Source organism: Streptomyces sp. LARHCF249 (assembly GCF_052871255.1).
The window spans coordinates 563,655-579,929 of the sequence record NZ_JBIXJQ010000006.1; the positions used below are offsets into that span (position 1 = coordinate 563,655).

Genomic DNA, 16,275 nt, shown 5'->3' on the forward strand with positions numbered 1-16,275 from the left:
CGTGTCGTCCCTTGCGCTCTACCGCCGCTATCGCCCCGAGACGTTCGCCGAGGTCATCGGACAGGAGCATGTCACTGTCCCGCTGATGCAGGCGCTGCGGAACAACCGGGTCAATCACGCGTACCTGTTCAGCGGGCCGCGCGGCTGCGGAAAGACGACCAGCGCGCGCATCCTCGCCCGCTGCCTGAACTGTGAGCAGGGTCCCACTCCCACCCCGTGCGGGGAGTGCCAGTCCTGCCGTGACCTGGCCAGGAACGGGCCGGGGTCCATCGACGTCATCGAGATCGACGCCGCCTCGCACGGTGGTGTGGACGATGCCCGCGACCTGCGCGAGAAGGCCTTCTTCGGGCCCGCGTCCAGCCGGTACAAGATCTACATCATCGACGAGGCCCACATGGTCACCTCGGCGGGCTTCAACGCCCTGCTGAAGGTCGTCGAGGAGCCGCCGGAGCACCTCAAGTTCATCTTCGCCACCACCGAGCCCGAGAAGGTCATCGGGACGATCCGGTCCAGGACGCACCACTATCCCTTCCGGCTGGTTCCGCCGGGGACCCTGCGCGACTACCTGGGCGAGGTCTGCGGCCGCGAGGGCGCCAAGGTCGAGGACGGCGTGCTGCCGCTCGTCGTGCGCGCCGGTGCCGGGTCCGTTCGCGACTCGATGTCCGTCATGGACCAGCTGCTGGCCGGCGCCGCCGACGACGGTGTGACGTATGCCATGGCGACCTCGTTGCTCGGGTACACCGAGGGGTCCCTGCTCGACTCCGTCATCGACGCCTTCGCCGCCGGGGACGGGGCCGCCGCCTTCGAGGTCGTCGACCGGGTGGTGGAGGGCGGGAACGATCCCCGGCGCTTCGTCGCCGATCTGCTCGAGCGGCTGCGGGACCTGGTCATCCTGGCGGCCGTGCCCGACGCCGGGGAGAAGGGGCTGATCGACGCCCCCGCCGATGTCGTGGAGCGGATGCAGGCCCAGGCGTCCGTGTTCGGGGCCGCCGAGCTGTCGCGCGCCGCCGATCTCGTCAACACCGGCCTCACCGAGATGCGGGGCGCGACCTCGCCGCGGCTCCAGCTCGAGCTGATCTGCGCCCGCGTGCTGCTGCCCGCCGCCTTCGACGACGAGCGGTCCTTCCAGGCCCGGCTCGACCGGCTGGAGCGCAGCGGGGCGGCCGCCTTCGCCGCCGGCCCCGTCGCCGTGCCGCCCGCCATGGGCTACGTGCCCGGGCCCGAGGCGCACGCCATGGCCCCCGCCGGTCCGGGCGGGGGCGCCGCCGCCGCGCGGGCCGCCGCACAGGCTCCCGCCGCGGTGCCTTCCCCCGCGCCGGTCGCGGCTCCCGAGCCGGTACGGGCTCCCGCGCAGCCGGAGGCTCCGGTTCAGGCCGCGCCACCCGCAGCCGCGGCCGCCGCCCCCACGACGCCCGCCCCCGGAGCGTGGCCCGGAGCCGCGCAGCCCGGCAGCGGCGCGCCCGGCGCCCGGCCCGCAGCCGCGGCCGCGTCCCCCGGCGCCTGGCCCAGCGCGGCCGCTCCCGGCCAGGGGGTCCCGGCTCCCGCTCCCGCGGCGCCCGCACCGGCCGCCCAGGCCCAGGCCCCCGCCGCCTCCGCCGCCCCCTCGCCCGGCATGGCCGCCGGCGCCGGGCAGGTCCAGGCGATGTGGCCCGGCGTCCTCGAGGCCGTCAAGAACCGCCGCCGCTTCACCTGGATCCTGCTCAGCCAGAACGCCCAGGTCACCGGCTTCGACGGGACCACCCTCCAGCTCGGCTTCCCCAACGCCGGAGCCCGCGACAACTTCGCGAGCAGCGGCAGCGAGGACGTGCTCAAGGCCGTCCTGGCCGAGCAGTTCCAGGTCAACTGGAAGATCGACGCCGTGGTGGGCGGCGGATCACCGGGCCCGGTCCAGTCCTCACCCCCGTACGGCGCCCCGGCCGCCCACGCCCCTGCCCCGGCCTACAGCCCGCCGCCCCCGCCGCAGGCACCGGCCCCGTCCGCTCCCGGCCCGCAGTACCAGCAGCCGCAGCAGTCCCAGCAGTCGGCTACGGCCCCGCAGCCCCCCGTACAGCAGGCGCCCCCGCCGGTCGCCCCCGAGGACGACGTCCCGGAGGAGGACGATCCCGACCTCGTCGAGAGCGCGCTGACCGGACACGACCTGATCGTGCGCGAGCTCGGAGCCACCGTTGTGGAGGAATACACGAATGAGTAGCACCGCCTGATTGGGGTGGCCGCACGAAGCCGGCTGCGCCGTCCGGGCTAGGCTGAGCAGCGTGAAGGTCCTCGTCATCGGCGGCGGCGCCCGCGAACACGCCCTGTGCCGCTCTCTGTCCCTCGACCCCGACGTCTCCGCGCTGTACTGCGCTCCCGGCAACGCCGGCATCGCCGAAGTGGCCGAGCTCCGCCCGGTCGACGCCCTCGACGGCGACGCCGTCTGCGCCCTCGCCACCGAACTCGGCGCCGACCTGGTCGTCGTCGGCCCGGAGGCCCCGCTGGTCGCCGGAGTCGCCGACGCCGTGCGCGCCGCCGGCATCCCCGTCTTCGGCCCGTCCGGCGAGGCGGCGCAGCTGGAGGGCTCCAAGGCCTTCGCCAAGGACGTGATGGCCGCGGCCGGGGTCCCGACCGCGCGCAGCTACGTCTGCACCACCCCGGAGGAGGTGGACGAGGCCCTCGACGCCTTCGGCGCCCCGTACGTCGTCAAGGACGACGGCCTGGCCGCCGGCAAGGGCGTCGTGGTCACCGGGGACCTGGCCGCGGCCCGCGCGCACGCGCTCGGCTGCGACCGCGTGGTCATCGAGGAGTACCTCGACGGCCCCGAGGTCTCCCTCTTCGCCATCACCGACGGCGTCACCGTCGTCCCGCTCCAGCCCGCCCAGGACTTCAAGCGGGCGCTGGACGGCGACGAGGGCCCCAACACCGGCGGCATGGGCGCGTACTCCCCGCTGCCCTGGGCCGACCCGAAGCTGGTCGACGAGGTCATGGAGCTGGTCCTCCAGCCCACCGTCGACGAGCTGCGCCACCGCGGAACGCCCTTCTCCGGACTCCTGTACGCCGGCCTGGCGATCACGAGCCGCGGTACCCGGGTCATCGAGTTCAACGCCCGCTTCGGCGACCCCGAGACCCAGGTGGTCCTGGCCCGGCTGCGCACCCCCCTCGCGGGCGTGCTGCTGAACGCCGCCAACGGCACCCTGGACGCCCAGCCCGAGCTCCGCTGGAGCGAGGACGCGGCCGTCACGGTGGTCATCGCCTCGCACAACTACCCCGAGACCCCGCGCACGGGCGATGTCATCGAGGGCCTGGACGAGGTGGCCGCCGAGGACGCCCCCGACGCGTACGTGCTGCACGCCGGGACCCGGCGCGAGGGCGACGCGGTGGTCAGCGCGGGCGGCCGTGTGCTGTCGGTGACGGCGACCGGTTCTGATCTGGCGCAGGCCAGGGAGAAGGCGTATAAGGCGGTCGCGCGCATCCGGCTCGACGGCTCGCAGCACCGTACGGATATCGCGGCCATGGCGGCTGGACGCCCCTGAGCTGCGGCAGACCCACCCCCGCGGGCCCGGTGCGCACGAGGTGCGCCCGGGCCCGCGGGCGTGTTCGCGTGCGACTGCATCCAGCCGCGTTCGAACGCACCCACCTTTGCCCAAAGCCATTCCATCGGGTGATCGTCCCTCGGTCTGCCTGACGCCCGGGCGTGCCCCAACTAGGGTGCGGCGCAAGCATTCCGGCACTCATTCCGGCACTTGGCCCACCGGCATTGCGATGTCAGTGGCGGGTGTCACAGTGGGGGAGTGAGCAAAGCCGCCGCAGGGCAGAGGGGGTGAGGTCCGGCCGTGTCCGGAACCGGTTCGATCATGGAAGTGGGCGTGCCGTCCGCGCGTTCCCGCGCCTTGGCCGTGCTGCGCGTCCGCAGCAGGGCCTTGGCCGTCGGGCTGCTGCCCGCCGCCCTCGCGGTGGTGCTGGTGGCCGCCCGGATGACGGGCCGGCTCGCCGCTGACCCCTGGCCCGCGGTGACCCTCGCCGTCTGCGCGGTCGCCGTGCTGGTGCTGCTCGTCGGCGGGATCTTCGCCGCGGTGGTCCTGCGGGCGAGCCCCGCCGTGACGCCGACGGTGCCGCTGTCCGAGGCCGCCGCCCCCGATCTCTACCGGCTGGTGCGTGATCTGGCCGACCGCATGAACGTGCCGGCGCCCTCCGCGATAGCCCTGACCCCGGACTGCGACAGCTGGCTGGAGGACCGCACCCACGCGGCCCACCGCCGCGGCGGCGCGCGCACATCCGCCGGCATAGCCGGGCCTGCCCGTCCGGAGTCCGAGCCCGGCGCCGCCCCCGTACTGGTCATCGGCTCGCCGTTCCTGTGGTGGATGCGGGTCGCCGAGCTGCGCGCCGTCCTCGCCCCGGTCGTCGCCGGCACGGGACCCTCGGCCCACCCGGACATAGCCGACGCGCGCGGTTTCGTACGGGGCCTGGACGCCGCCGTGGACGTGGGCGGCCGCCGCGGCCTCGGCTGGATCGCCGGGCCGGCCCGGCTGCTGCTGCGGCTGTGCCGGGTGGATGCCGCCGAGATGGAGCGCGGGGTGGCCGCGGCCGCCTCGGAGCGTGCACAGGCTGTGGATTACGGATTGCGCATCGTCGCCCAGGAGCAGGTCGGCCTCGCCTACGCGGGCTGGGACCGGCTGCTGACCCGGGTCGCGCTGCCCGCCTGGCGGATGGGCCGCTGGCCGGCGCACCTCGACGCCGGGGTCGTCTCCGCGCTGACCGAGCTGTCCCGCCGGGACCGGCTCGCCGACGGGTTCACCTCGCGCCTCGGCGAGCGCCCCGCCTGCGACCTGCTGGAGCAGCCCGGTGCGGTCGACGAGGCGGCTTCGCTGCTGGCCGCGCGGCTCTTCCACGGCGGACCGGCCGAGACCGGGCCGGATTGGTCCCCGGTGGACTGGGCGGCGTATCCGGAAGAGGTCGTGGACCGCAAGTGGCGGACGGAGGCGGCCCGCCTGCACACGGCGCTGGACGCCCTGACCGTCGAGGCCGCGCCGCCCGCCCCCTCGGCCTCCGGCTCCGCGGCCTCCGCCCCCGCGGTTTCCGCCGCCTCGCCCGCCCCCGCCCCCGCTGGGGACGGCTTCGCCGGGCCCACGCTGGAGCGGGTGCTGGGCTATCTCACCGACCCCGCCGGCGCGGGCTCGGCCGGGGAGGCGCTGGCCGGACGGCTCAGCGGCGACCTGGCCCGCGAGGAGCGCGCCACCGGCGCCGCGCAGCCCTCGACCGGGAAGGCGCGCGGCGCGGACGCCGTACCGCTGTTCCCGCTCCAGCCGCCGCGCAGCGGCCGCGACCTGCTGGCCGACCACGTGACGGCGATGGTGTGCTGCGCGGCGGTCGACTCGGCCGGGGCCGCACCCGGCCTGGACTGGCTCGACGGCCCGGTCCTGCTCGTCGGCGGCGACCGCCGCTCGGACCTCGCGCCCCGCGTGCTGTGCCTGGTCGAGGACGGTGACCCGGAGCCGCTGCGCGACTGGCTCGCGGACCTCGGCGTCCGCCCCGAGAAGCCCGTCCGCCTCGTCTGACGAGGCCCACGGCCTCCCCTGGCGCGCCCGTTCTGACGGGCTACGGATCGCACACACAACCGGATCCCCATGTTCCGATCCCGTCAATTCGCGACGAACGGTGACGGACTGCGTGCGTTATGTGATGTGCTGGGACCGGCTCGATTGCATGCCCGTTCGGGGGAGCGAGGGAGGGGAGCGGTTATGGGTGCGGACCAGATCCGGCGCTGGGAGTCAGGTGCGCTCGCGCACGCGGTGACCGACCCCTTCGGCCAGGGCCCCCTGCCCTGGTTCCGGGGCAGTGAGCTCTACTTCGACGACACCGGCCAGGTCGTCCCCTGGTACGTGGACCCCGCGCTCGCCCCCGGCCGGCTCCCGCTCGCCCCCGGCCAGGTGCCGCGCGCCCGCGGAGGCACCGGCGGCCCCCGCACCGCCGACGACGTGCGCCGCCAGATCAAGGGCTTCGCCTCCACAGGCGCCGTGGCCCCCGGCGAGGCGATCGACTTCCACATCACGGTCGACCCGCCCCAGCAGTTCTCCGTCGACGTCTACCGCATCGGCCACTACGGCGGCGACGGCGCGTCCAAGATCACCACCAGTCCCCGGCTCTCCGGCATCGTCCAGCCGGCCCCCCTCGCCGCCGACCGCACCGTCTCCTGCCACCACTGGTGGCTGTCCTGGCGCCTCCAGGTGCCGTCCTACTGGAGCATCGGCGCGTACGTGGCGGTCCTCACCACCGCCGACGGCTACCGCTCCCACATCCCCTTCACGGTCCGCGACGACCACCCCGCCGACCTCCTGCTGCTGCTCCCCGACATCACCTGGCAGGCCTACAACCTCTACCCGGAGGACGGCCGTACCGGCGCCAGCCTCTACCACGCCTGGGACGAGGACGGCCGGCTGCTCGGCGAGCAGGACGCGGCCCACACCGTCTCCTTCGACCGCCCCTACGCGGGCGCGGGCCTGCCCCTGCACGTGGGCCACGCCTACGACTTCATCCGCTGGGCCGAGCGCTACGGCTACGACCTCGCCTACGCCGACACCCGCGACCTGCACGCCGGCCGCGTCGACCCCACCCGCTACCGCGGCCTGGTCTTCCCCGGCCACGACGAGTACTGGTCCGTCCCCATGCGCCGCACCGTCGAGCGCGCCCGCGACCACGGCACCTCCCTCGTCTTCCTCTCCGCCAACACCATGTACTGGCAGGTCGAGCTCGGTCCCTCCCCCTCCGGGGTCGAGGACCGGCTCCTGACCTGCCGAAAACGCCGCGGCCCGGGCCGCCCCAGCCTCTGGCGCGAGGTCGACCGCCCGGAGCAGCAGCTGCTCGGCATCCAGTACGCGGGACGGGTCCCCGAGCCCGCGCCGCTGATCGTGCGCAACGCCACGCACTGGCTGTGGGACTCCACCGGCGCCGGGGAGAACGACGAACTGCCCGGCCTCGTCGCGGGCGAGGCCGACCGGTACTTCCCGCGCACCCAGCTCCCCGCGCACCAGGACCGGATCCTGCTCGCGCACTCCCCGTACCTCGACAGCGAGAACCACCGCCGCCACCAGGAGACCTCGCTCTACCGGGCGCCCAGCGGCGCCCTGGTCTTCGCGTCCGGCACCTTCGCCTGGTCCCCGGCGCTCGACCGCCCCGGCCACGTCGACGAGCGGGTGCAGCGCGCCACCGCCAACCTCCTCGACCGGATCTGCAAGCGGGACTGAGACCCCGCACGACACCCCGCCTGCCCGGGCAGGGGACCGCGTACGGGAGAATGGGTTTGCGCTTGTACAGACCCACAGGGAGACCCCGTGTCCGGATTCGTCGAAAAGCCCGAGCCGGTTGAGGTTCCCGGCCTCGTCCACCTCCACACCGGCAAGGTCCGCGACCTCTACCGCGACGAGGACGACCGCCTCGTCATGGTCGCCAGCGACCGCATGTCCGCCTTCGACTGGGTGCTGCCCACCGAGATCCCGGACAAGGGCCGCGTCCTGACGCAGCTCTCCCTGTGGTGGTTCGACCAGCTCGCGGACCTCGTCCCGAACCACGTCATCTCCACCGACCTGCCCGCCGGCGCCCCCGCCGACTGGGCCGGCCGCACGCTGGTCTGCCGCAATCTCGACATGGTCCCCGTCGAGTGCGTGGCCCGCGGCTACCTGACCGGCTCCGGCCTCGCCGAGTACAAGCAGACCCGCACGGTCTGCGGCCTCGCGCTCCCCGAAGGCCTCGTGGACGGCTCCGAGCTGCCCGCCCCGATCTTCACCCCGGCGGCCAAGGCCGCGGTCGGCGAGCACGACGAGAACGTCTCCTACGAGGAGGTCGCGCGCACCGCGGGCGCCGAGACGGCCGCCCTGCTGCGCCAGACGACCCTCGCCGTGTACGGCCGCGCCCGGGACATCGCCCGCGAGCGCGGGATCATCCTGGCGGACACCAAGTTCGAGTTCGGCTTCGACCCGAAGGACGGCTCGCTGGTCGCCGCCGACGAGGTGCTGACCCCGGACTCCTCCCGCTTCTGGCCGGCCGATCTGTGGGAGCCGGGCCACGCGCAGCCGTCCTTCGACAAGCAGTACGTCCGCGACTGGCTGGCCTCCCCGGCCTCCGGCTGGGACCCGAAGGGGGAGCTCCCGCCGCCCGCCCTCCCGCAGGAGGTCGTCGAGCAGACCCGCGCCAAGTACGTCGAGGCGTACGAGCGGCTCACCGGCCTGACGTGGTCGTAGGGCCTCGCAGGAGGCCGTAGGACATCGGGCATGAAGAAGCCCCCGGTCGAGGACCGGGGGCTTCTTCCCTGCAGAGCGGACAACGCGACTCGAACGCGCGACATCCACCTTGGCAAGGTGGTGCTCTACCAACTGAGCTATGTCCGCAGGCGCCGTAAGGCGAGACCTACTATACCCAACCCCGCTCCCGTGCGAGACGCACTGCCGTGTGCCGGTTCTCGGCCCCCAGCTTCGTCGCCGCCGAGGACAGGTAGTTGCGTACGGTCCCCTGCGAGAGCCTGGCCCGCTCCGCGATCTCCGCGACCGGCGCCCCGTCCGCCGCGAACTCCAGTACCTCCGCCTCGCGGGCGGTCAGCGGCGAGTCCCCCGCGCTGATCGCGTCGGCCGCCAACTCCGGGTCCACATAACGCCCTCCGGCGTGCACGGTCCGGATCAGCTCGGCCAGCCGCTGCGCCGAGACGGTCTTCGGCGCGAAGGCCCGCACCCCCGCCGCCAGGGCCCGCTTCAGGTGCCCCGGACGGCCGTGACTGGTCACGATCATGGTCTTGCAGTCGGGGAGCTCGGCCCGGAGCGATGTGGCGACACTCACACCGTCCGCCCCGGGCATCTGGAGGTCCAGCACCGCCACGTCCGGCCGGTGCGCCCGGGCCATCGCCAGCGCCTCGGGTCCCGAGGCCGCCTCGGCGACGACCAGCAGGTCGTCCTCCAGCGCCAGCAGGGCGGCCAGCGCCCCGCGGATCAAGTGCTCGTCGTCGGCGAGCAGTACGCGTACGGGGCTCACGCCCGCACCTCCAGTCCTTGCACGTGCGCACTCGGGATCTCGGCGCGCAGCCGGAAGCGGCCGCCGGCCACCGGCCCCGCCTGCAGGGTTCCGTCCAGGACCGCGAGCCGTTCCCGCAGGCCGGCGAGCCCCGATCCCGGCGGCCCGGCGGGGCACTCGGGCGCCCCGTCGTTCTCCACCACCAGCGTCACGGCGCCGGCATCCGGCGCGGTCAGCCGTATCACGCAGCTCTGCGCGTCCCCGTGCCGCAGGACGTTGGTGGTCGCCTCGCGCACCACCCAGCCCAGCGCCGACTGCACCTCGGAGGGCAGCGCCCGCCCGGCCTCGAAATCGACCCGGCAGTCCATTCCGGCCGCGCTCAGCACTCCGCGCGCACCTTCCAGCTCCACCGCGAGGTCCGCCTCCCGGTAGCCGCGCACGACGTCCCGTACCTCTCGCTGGGACTCCTGGGCGATCCGCTGCACCTCGATCATCTGGTACACCGCCTCCGGGCGTTCGCGCCGCGCCAGCTGGACCGCCAGCTCGCTCTTGAGCGCGATCACCGCCAGGTTGCGGCCCATCACGTCGTGCAGGTCCCGGCCGAAGCGCAGCCGCTCCTCGGCGACCGCCAGCTGCGACTGGGCCTCGCGGGAGCGGTCCAGCTCCCAGACGGTCTTGATCAGCCAGATCGTGAACCCGCAGGCCAGCGAGAAGAAGACGGAGGAGATCAGCACGCCGACCACGTACCCGAGGGCTTCTCCGGCCGACAGTCCGAGGGCGAGCACGACCAGCCCCGTGCCGCCCGCGAAGACCGGGCCGATGAACCGCATCTGCCGCACCGAGGGCAGGCACATCACCAGGGCCCCGCTCCCGAAGCCGACCACCCCGCCGACCAGTTGCGGGGCCACGGACGGCTCGGAGAGCGCCCCGTAGGCGCGCAGGGCGAGCACCGTCACCGCGAAGACCGCCGTCAGCACGGTGATGGCGGCCGAGAGCCGGGCCGGACGCTCGCGCCGGCCGACGGCCCAGTCCATCGCCCGCGAGTAGACCACCCCGCACACCACCGAGTGCCCGCACACCAGCAGGAAGAGGGCCAGGGCCACCACGGGCCGCTTGGGGGCCTCGACCGCCACCGGGAGCAGCCCGAACGACATGATCTCGATGAGGATGAAGAGATGGCACGACCAGCGGCAGTACAGCTCGACCTTCTCCGCGCTGCTGCGGTTCTTCCACCACCCGGTCAGTTTCGACACGGTCCCGTCCCCCGGCTCTCTAGCGGCGCGGTTCCCAGCGGAACCACTTCTGCACAGCAAACACGGTGATCATGACCCAGGCCAGCGTGGTGAGCGCCGCCCCCGGCAGGTCGTGGACCTGCGCGCCACCGCTCCAGCCGGCCCGCACCAGGGTCATCACGCCGCTGAGCGGCAGCAGTTCGCACACCGAGGCCGCCAACTCCGGCAGTGTGTCCAGCGGTACGAAGAGCCCCGAGCCGAGCGCGGTCAGCAGGAACAGCGGCAGCGTGGTGAGGCCCGCGCTCTCCACGGTGCGGGTGACGGTGCTGGTCAGTGCGGACATCCCGGCCAGCAGCACGATCCCGGCGAGGACCGCCGAGACGAGCAGCAGCGGGTTGCGCGGCATCGGCACGTCCAGGGCGGCGGCCCCGGCGACCGCGAGGACGGCGATCTGGCCGACCGCGAGGGCGGCGGACGGCAGCGCGGTCCCGGCCAGGATCTCCAGGTCGCTCGCCTCGCCGGTGCGCAGCCGCTTGAGTACGAGCTCCTCGCGCCGGGCCACGTACGAGGAGACCAGGTTCATGTACACGACGAGCAGCAGCACCATGCCGATCCCGCCGGTCAGCGTGGCCTCGGCGACGGCTTGCGCGCCCTGCGCCCCGCCCAGGGTGGAGCGCAGCACGAACACCATCAGGAGCGGCATCAGCAGGGCCACGCTCAGGGCAGCCCGGTTGCGCACGAGCAGGGTGAGCTCGCTGCGGCCGAGTGCGGTGAGTCGGCCGGGGTTCAGGGTGGGCGTGTTCATCGGGCGGCTCCTGCCGGTGCGCGGGCCGGGTCGACCGGCTCTGCCGTGTCGGTCGGGTCGTCGGTGCGGCGGCCCTGCGCGATCTCCAGGAACGCCTCCTCCAGGGAGCCGGACCGGGCCTCGAGCCGGTCCAGCTCCACCCCGGAGTCATGGGCCCAGCGCAGCAGTTCGGTAAGCGACTCCTGGAGCCGCCGGGTACGGATCTCCACGCGCTGCCCGTAGGCCGCCGCGTGCAGCGACAGCGGGAGCCGGGCCGCGGGCACCCCGTCCGGCAGCGTGCAGCGGATCCGGGCGGGCCGGGTGGCGGTCACCTCGGCCGGGGTGCCGGACAGCACGATCTCCCCCTCGTGCAGGATCGCCAGCCGGTCGGCGAGCTCCTCGGCCTCCTCCAGGTAGTGCGTGGTGAGCACCACCGTGGTTCCCCGGTCCCGCAGCTCCCGTACCAGCGCCCAGGTGTCCCGGCGCCCTTCGGGATCCATGCCGGTGGTCGGCTCGTCCAGGAACAGCACCTCGGGCCGCCCCACCAGGGCCAGCGCCAGGTCGAGGCGCCGCCGTTCACCGCCGGACAGCTGCTTGACCCGTACGGAGGCACGCGCGCCCAGGCCCACCAGCTCCAGCACCTCCGCCGCGGGCCGGGCGCCCGTGGTGACCCCCGCCCCACATCCGTACGGTCTCGGCGACCGAGAGGTCCGAGGGGAAACCGCCCTCCTGGAGCATGACCCCGGTGCGCGGGCGGACCTCGGCCCGCCGCGCGTACGGGTCGAGCCCGAAGACGCGGACCTGCCCGCCGCTCGGCGCGGCCAGCCCCTCCAGCAGCTCGACGGTGGAGGTCTTGCCGGCCCCTCCCCCAGACTCCGTCCGGGGGGACCCCCATCTCCCTTCGGTCGCCCGAGGAGGGCGAATATCTCGCCGCGGGCCACGGAGAAGGAGACGCCCCGTACGGCTTCGAAGCCGCCGACGTAGCCGCGGCGCAGCCCTGCGACGTCGATCACGGTGTCAGTCATGACTCCAGCCTCGCGGCGCCCGGACGGCCGGGGCAGTGCGCGCTGTCATGATCCGCGATGACATTTGTCAGGCTCTGGATAAGCGGAACACGAAGAAGGCCCCGGTCGTAATGACCGGGGCCTTCTCCCTATGGAGCGGACGACGCGACTCGAACGCGCGACATCCACCTTGGCAAGGTGGTGCTCTACCAACTGAGCTACGTCCGCAGGTTTACTGCGTGCACTGCGCGAGCAATGCGTACATCACTCTACCTGATCCACGGTGGTGGTCGGCAAACCGATGCAGAGCGGGTGACAGGGATCGCACACTGCGCCTTCCTCCTGGAAGGAGGATGTTCTGCTACTGAACTACACCCGCACGACCTTCGAGGCCCTGACCTGCGGTCTGGCCCCTCGGCGTGATCCACACATTAGCCGAAGCAGGGGGGTGGATGGCAAATCGGCCCTCAGTGGGCCGCGTTGTAGGCCTCGTAGATCTTCTTGGGGATGCGGCCGCGGGGCGGCACCTCGTACTGGTTGGACCGGGCCCAGGCCCGGACGACCGCCGGATCGGGCGCGATGGACGTGTGCTTGAAGGTCTTCCCCGAACGCGACTGGCGGCGTCCGGCGGCCACGAAGGGCTCGAGGTCCTTCCGCAGTTTCTTTGCGTTGGCCGCATTGAGGTCGATCTCGTACGACTTTCCGTCCAGAGCGAACACGACCGTTTCCGCCGCTTCTCCGCCATCGATGTCGTCGGAGAGCGTGACTACTACGCGCTGCGCCACGGATATCGGTCCCTTCGTGCGACGCCGCCACCGGCTGACGTGGGGCGATGCCGACTGTGTGGATGTTTCGGGGCAATGCATCATTCAACCGGAATCCCGGGTGATTCCTTTGTACCCCGATTCCCATTGCATTGCGAAGCCCAGTTAATTCTCTCCGCGTGTCCCGCCGCAATGCCGGGCACGTGGTTTTCCGACGGATTTTGCGAAGCGTTGGTGAAGGCGAAACGGTTCGGTGATCACGGCGCCGAGATATCTACCCGCGTAGAAATTTCGGCCGGGTACGCTGAGGGAACCGCCTTCGCACCAACCACACACGGGAGTGCCCGATGGCACGCGTCGTAGTCGACGTCATGCTCAAGCCGGAGATCCTCGACCCCCAGGGCCAGGCGGTGCAGCGTGCACTGCCGCGCCTGGGCTTCGAGGGGATCGCGGACGTCCGCCAGGGGAAGCGTTTCGAGCTCGAGGTGGAGGGGCCGGTCGACCAGGCCGCCCTCGACCGCATCCACAAGATGGCCGAAACCTTCCTCGCCAACACCGTCATCGAAGACTTCACCGTGAAGGTCGAGGCCTGACGGTGACCACTCGCATCGGAGTCGTCACGTTCCCCGGAACGCTCGACGACCGTGACTCACTGCGCGCCATCCGCCTCGCGGGGGCCGAGCCGGTTTCGCTCTGGCACCGCGACAAGGACCTGCACCAGGTCGACGCGGTCGTCCTCGCGGGCGGCTTCTCCTACGGGGACTACCTGCGCGCCGGAGCCATCTCCCGGTTCTCGCCGGTGATGGACACCATCATCGAGCAGGCCAAGGGCGGCATGCCCGTCCTCGGCATCTGCAACGGCTTCCAGGTCCTCACCGAGGCCCACCTGCTGCCGGGGGCGATGCTCCGCAACAACCACCTGCACTTCATCTGCCGCGACCAGAAGCTGCGGGTGGAGAACGCGGAGACCACGTGGACCGGCGACTACACCGCCGGCCAGGAGATCTCCGTACCGCTCAAGAACATGGACGGCCGCTACACCGCCGACGAGCGCGTGCTCGACGAACTGGAGGCCGAGGGCCGAGTGGCCTTCCGCTACGTGGACGTCAACCCGAACGGCTCGCTGCGCGACATCGCCGGCATCACCAACGCCGCGGGCAACGTCGTCGGCCTCATGCCGCACCCGGAGCACGCGGTGGAGCCGCTGATCGGGACGGGCCGCACCGACGGCCTCCCGTTCTTCACGTCGGTCCTCAAGAAGCTGGTCAACGCATGAGCCTCGACACGGTCAAGAACGCCTCCGGGACCCCGGACGCGGCCCAGCCCTGGAAGGAGCTCGGCCTCAAGGAGGACGAGTACGCCCGCATCCGGGAGATCCTCGGCCGACGCCCCACGGGCGCCGAGCTCGCCATGTACTCGGTCATGTGGTCCGAGCACTGCTCGTACAAGAGCAGCAAGGTCCACCTCGCCCAGTTCGGCGCGAAGGCCCCCAAGAACGACGCCATGCTCGTCGGCATCGGCGAGAACGCCGGCGTCGTCGACGTCGGCCAGGGGTACGCGGTCACCTTCAAGGTCGAGTCGCACAACCACCCGTCGTACATCGAGCCCTACCAGGGCGCGGCCACCGGCATCGGCGGCATCGTCCGCGACATCCTCGCCATGGGCGCCCGCCCGATCGCCGTCGTGGACCCGCTGCGCTTCGGCGCGGCCGACCACCCCGACACCAAGCGCGTCCTGCCGGGCGTGGTCGCGGGCATCGGCGGCTACGGCAACTGCCTGGGCCTGCCCAACATCGGCGGCGAGGTCGTCTTCGACGCCTGCTACCAGGGCAACCCGCTGGTCAACGCCGGCTGCATCGGCGTGATGAAGCACGAGGACATCCACCTCGCCAAGGCCTCCGGCCCCGGCAACAAGGTCATCCTCTACGGCGCCCGCACGGGCGGCGACGGCATCGGCGGCGTGTCCGTGCTGGCCTCGGAGACCTTCGACGACACCAAGCCGACGAAGCGCCCGGCGGTCCAGGTCGGCGACCCCTTCCAGGAGAAGCTCCTCATCGAGTGCACCCTGGAGATCTTCAAGGAGAAGCTGGTCGCGGGCATCCAGGACCTCGGTGGCGCCGGGCTCTCCTGCGCGACCTCCGAGCTCGCCTCCGCCGGTACCGGCGGCATGCGCGTCGAGCTGGACACCGTCCCGCTGCGCGATGCGACGCTCTCGCCCGAGGAAATCCTCATGAGCGAGTCGCAGGAGCGCATGTGCGCGATCGTCGAGCCGCAGCACGTCGAGCGCTTCATGGAGATCTGCGAGAAGTGGGACGTCATCGCCACCGTCATCGGTGAGGTGACCGACGGCGACCACCTGGAGATCTTCTGGCACGGCGAGCTCATCGTGGACGTGCCCCCGGGCACCGTCGCCCACGAGGGCCCGACGTACCACCGCCCGTACGCCCGCCCCGAGTGGCAGGACGCGCTGCAGGCGGACGACGCGAACAAGCTGCCGCGCCCGGCCACTTCGGCCGAACTGCGCGCACAGGTCCTGGCCCTGGTCTCCTCCCCGAACCAGGCCTCGAAGTCGTGGGTCACCGACCAGTACGACCGCTTCGTCCAGGGCAACACGGTGCTCTCGCAGCCCGAGGACGCGGGCATGGTCCGCATCGACGAGGAGTCCAACCTCGGCGTGGCCATGGCCACCGACGGCAACGGCCGCTTCGCCAAGCTCGACCCGTACACGGGCGCGCAGCTGGCGCTGGCCGAGTCCTACCGCAACGTGGCCGCGACCGGCGCCAAGCCGCTCGCGATCTCCGACTGCCTGAACTTCGGCTCCCCCGAGGACCCGGACGTCATGTGGCAGTTCGCGGAGGCCTGCCGCGGTCTGGCCGACGGCTGTCTGGAGCTGGGCACCCCGGTGACCGGCGGCAACGTCTCCCTCTACAACCAGACGGGCGACATCGCCATCCACCCGACCCCGGTCGTGGCGGTCCTCGGCGTGATCGACGACGTCAACCGCCGTACGCCGATGGCGTTCTCGGAGGCCGGCCAGCTGCTGTACCTGCTGGGCGACACGGCCGAGGAGTTCGGCGGCTCGGCCTGGTCGCAGGTCGTCCACGACCACCTCGGCGGCATGCCGCCCAAGGTGGACCTGGGCCGCGAGAAGCTGCTCGGCGAGATCCTGATCTCCGCCTCGCGCGACGGCATGATCGACGCCGCGCACGACCTGTCCGACGGCGGCGTGATCCAGGCGCTCACCGAGTCCTGCCTGCGCGGCGGCAACGGCGCGCGGATCGTGGTCCCGGAGGGCCTGGACGCCTTCACCTTCCTGTTCTCCGAGTCGGCGGGCCGGGCCATCGTGTCCGTCCCGCGCAGCGAGGAGCTCCGCTTCACCGACATGTGCGGAGCGCGCGGCCTGCCGGTCGCCCGCATCGGCGTGGTGGACGGCGAGGAGATCGAGATCCAGGGCGAGTTCACCCTCCCGCTGGCCGAACTCCGCGAGGCGCACGAGGCGACGATCCCGGCCCTGCTGGCCTGATC

12 protein-coding genes, 3 tRNA genes and 1 pseudogene are annotated in these 16,275 nt (G+C 72.6%); 8 read left to right on the forward strand and 8 right to left on the reverse strand.

The window, feature by feature from the left end; all coding sequences use genetic code 11:
* The first annotated feature begins 1 nt into the window (after position 1).
* The 5 genes from ACIPUC_RS20670 (at position 2) to ACIPUC_RS20690 (ending at position 8,207) form a co-directional block, all read left to right on the forward strand.
* Positions 2 to 2,191, forward strand: a complete 2,190-nt coding sequence (locus ACIPUC_RS20670; protein WP_446591085.1) for a DNA polymerase III subunit gamma and tau — start codon at positions 2 to 4, stop codon at positions 2,189 to 2,191.
* 61 nt (positions 2,192 to 2,252) lie between these two features.
* A complete protein-coding gene (purD, locus tag ACIPUC_RS20675) occupies positions 2,253 to 3,506 on the forward strand; it encodes a phosphoribosylamine--glycine ligase (RefSeq protein WP_446591086.1) in 1,254 nt (417 codons plus the stop codon).
* Between the two features lie 300 nt (positions 3,507 to 3,806).
* Positions 3,807 to 5,528, forward strand: coding sequence for a hypothetical protein (locus ACIPUC_RS20680; protein ID WP_446591088.1), 1,722 nt, complete (start codon positions 3,807 to 3,809; stop codon positions 5,526 to 5,528).
* A gap of 183 nt (positions 5,529 to 5,711) precedes the next feature.
* A complete protein-coding gene (locus ACIPUC_RS20685) occupies positions 5,712 to 7,214 on the forward strand; it encodes a N,N-dimethylformamidase beta subunit family domain-containing protein (protein WP_446591089.1) in 1,503 nt (500 codons plus the stop codon).
* An 87-nt stretch (positions 7,215 to 7,301) separates the two neighbouring features.
* Positions 7,302 to 8,207, forward strand: a complete 906-nt coding sequence (locus ACIPUC_RS20690; protein WP_446591090.1) for a phosphoribosylaminoimidazolesuccinocarboxamide synthase — start codon at positions 7,302 to 7,304, stop codon at positions 8,205 to 8,207.
* A gap of 74 nt (positions 8,208 to 8,281) precedes the next feature.
* On the opposite strand, the gene ACIPUC_RS20695 is transcribed toward ACIPUC_RS20690, so the two are convergent.
* From ACIPUC_RS20695 to ACIPUC_RS20730, 8 genes and pseudogenes are all read right to left on the reverse strand, one after another.
* A tRNA-Gly gene (locus tag ACIPUC_RS20695) sits at positions 8,282 to 8,354 on the reverse strand.
* A gap of 22 nt (positions 8,355 to 8,376) precedes the next feature.
* Complete coding sequence (locus ACIPUC_RS20700) at positions 8,377 to 8,988, reverse strand: response regulator transcription factor (RefSeq protein WP_362582121.1); 612 nt, start codon at positions 8,986 to 8,988, stop codon at positions 8,377 to 8,379.
* Positions 8,985 to 10,220 carry a sensor histidine kinase gene (locus tag ACIPUC_RS20705; RefSeq protein WP_446591092.1) on the reverse strand — a complete coding sequence of 412 codons (1,236 nt, stop codon included), beginning with the start codon at positions 10,218 to 10,220 and terminating at the stop codon, positions 8,985 to 8,987. Before ACIPUC_RS20705 ends, ACIPUC_RS20700 begins: the two co-directional genes overlap by 4 nt.
* A gap of 19 nt (positions 10,221 to 10,239) precedes the next feature.
* Positions 10,240 to 11,004: an ABC transporter permease gene (locus ACIPUC_RS20710; protein ID WP_446591094.1), complete on the reverse strand. Its 765-nt coding sequence runs from the start codon at positions 11,002 to 11,004 to the stop codon at positions 10,240 to 10,242.
* A pseudogene (locus ACIPUC_RS20715) lies at positions 11,001 to 12,008 on the reverse strand (ABC transporter ATP-binding protein). Before ACIPUC_RS20715 ends, ACIPUC_RS20710 begins: the two are co-directional and overlap by 4 nt.
* Positions 12,009 to 12,139: 131 nt before the next feature.
* A tRNA-Gly gene (locus ACIPUC_RS20720) sits at positions 12,140 to 12,215 on the reverse strand.
* 79 nt (positions 12,216 to 12,294) lie between these two features.
* Positions 12,295 to 12,366, reverse strand: a tRNA-Gly gene (locus tag ACIPUC_RS20725).
* A gap of 88 nt (positions 12,367 to 12,454) precedes the next feature.
* Positions 12,455 to 12,772, reverse strand: a complete 318-nt coding sequence (locus tag ACIPUC_RS20730; RefSeq protein WP_446591096.1) for a histone-like nucleoid-structuring protein Lsr2 — start codon at positions 12,770 to 12,772, stop codon at positions 12,455 to 12,457.
* 326 nt (positions 12,773 to 13,098) lie between these two features.
* Here ACIPUC_RS20730 and purS point away from each other — a divergent pair, with 326 nt between their 5' ends.
* Genes purS through purL form a run of 3 tightly spaced genes read left to right on the forward strand, consistent with a single transcriptional unit; the run spans position 13,099 to position 16,273 of the window.
* Positions 13,099 to 13,344, forward strand: coding sequence for a phosphoribosylformylglycinamidine synthase subunit PurS (gene purS / locus ACIPUC_RS20735; protein ID WP_030009438.1), 246 nt, complete (start codon positions 13,099 to 13,101; stop codon positions 13,342 to 13,344).
* Between the two features lie 2 nt (positions 13,345 to 13,346).
* Positions 13,347 to 14,027, forward strand: a complete 681-nt coding sequence (gene purQ, locus ACIPUC_RS20740; protein ID WP_446591098.1) for a phosphoribosylformylglycinamidine synthase subunit PurQ — start codon at positions 13,347 to 13,349, stop codon at positions 14,025 to 14,027.
* A complete protein-coding gene (gene purL / locus ACIPUC_RS20745; protein ID WP_446591100.1) occupies positions 14,024 to 16,273 on the forward strand; it encodes a phosphoribosylformylglycinamidine synthase subunit PurL in 2,250 nt (749 codons plus the stop codon). Before purQ ends, purL begins: the two co-directional genes overlap by 4 nt.
* Positions 16,274 to 16,275 lie beyond the last annotated feature (2 nt).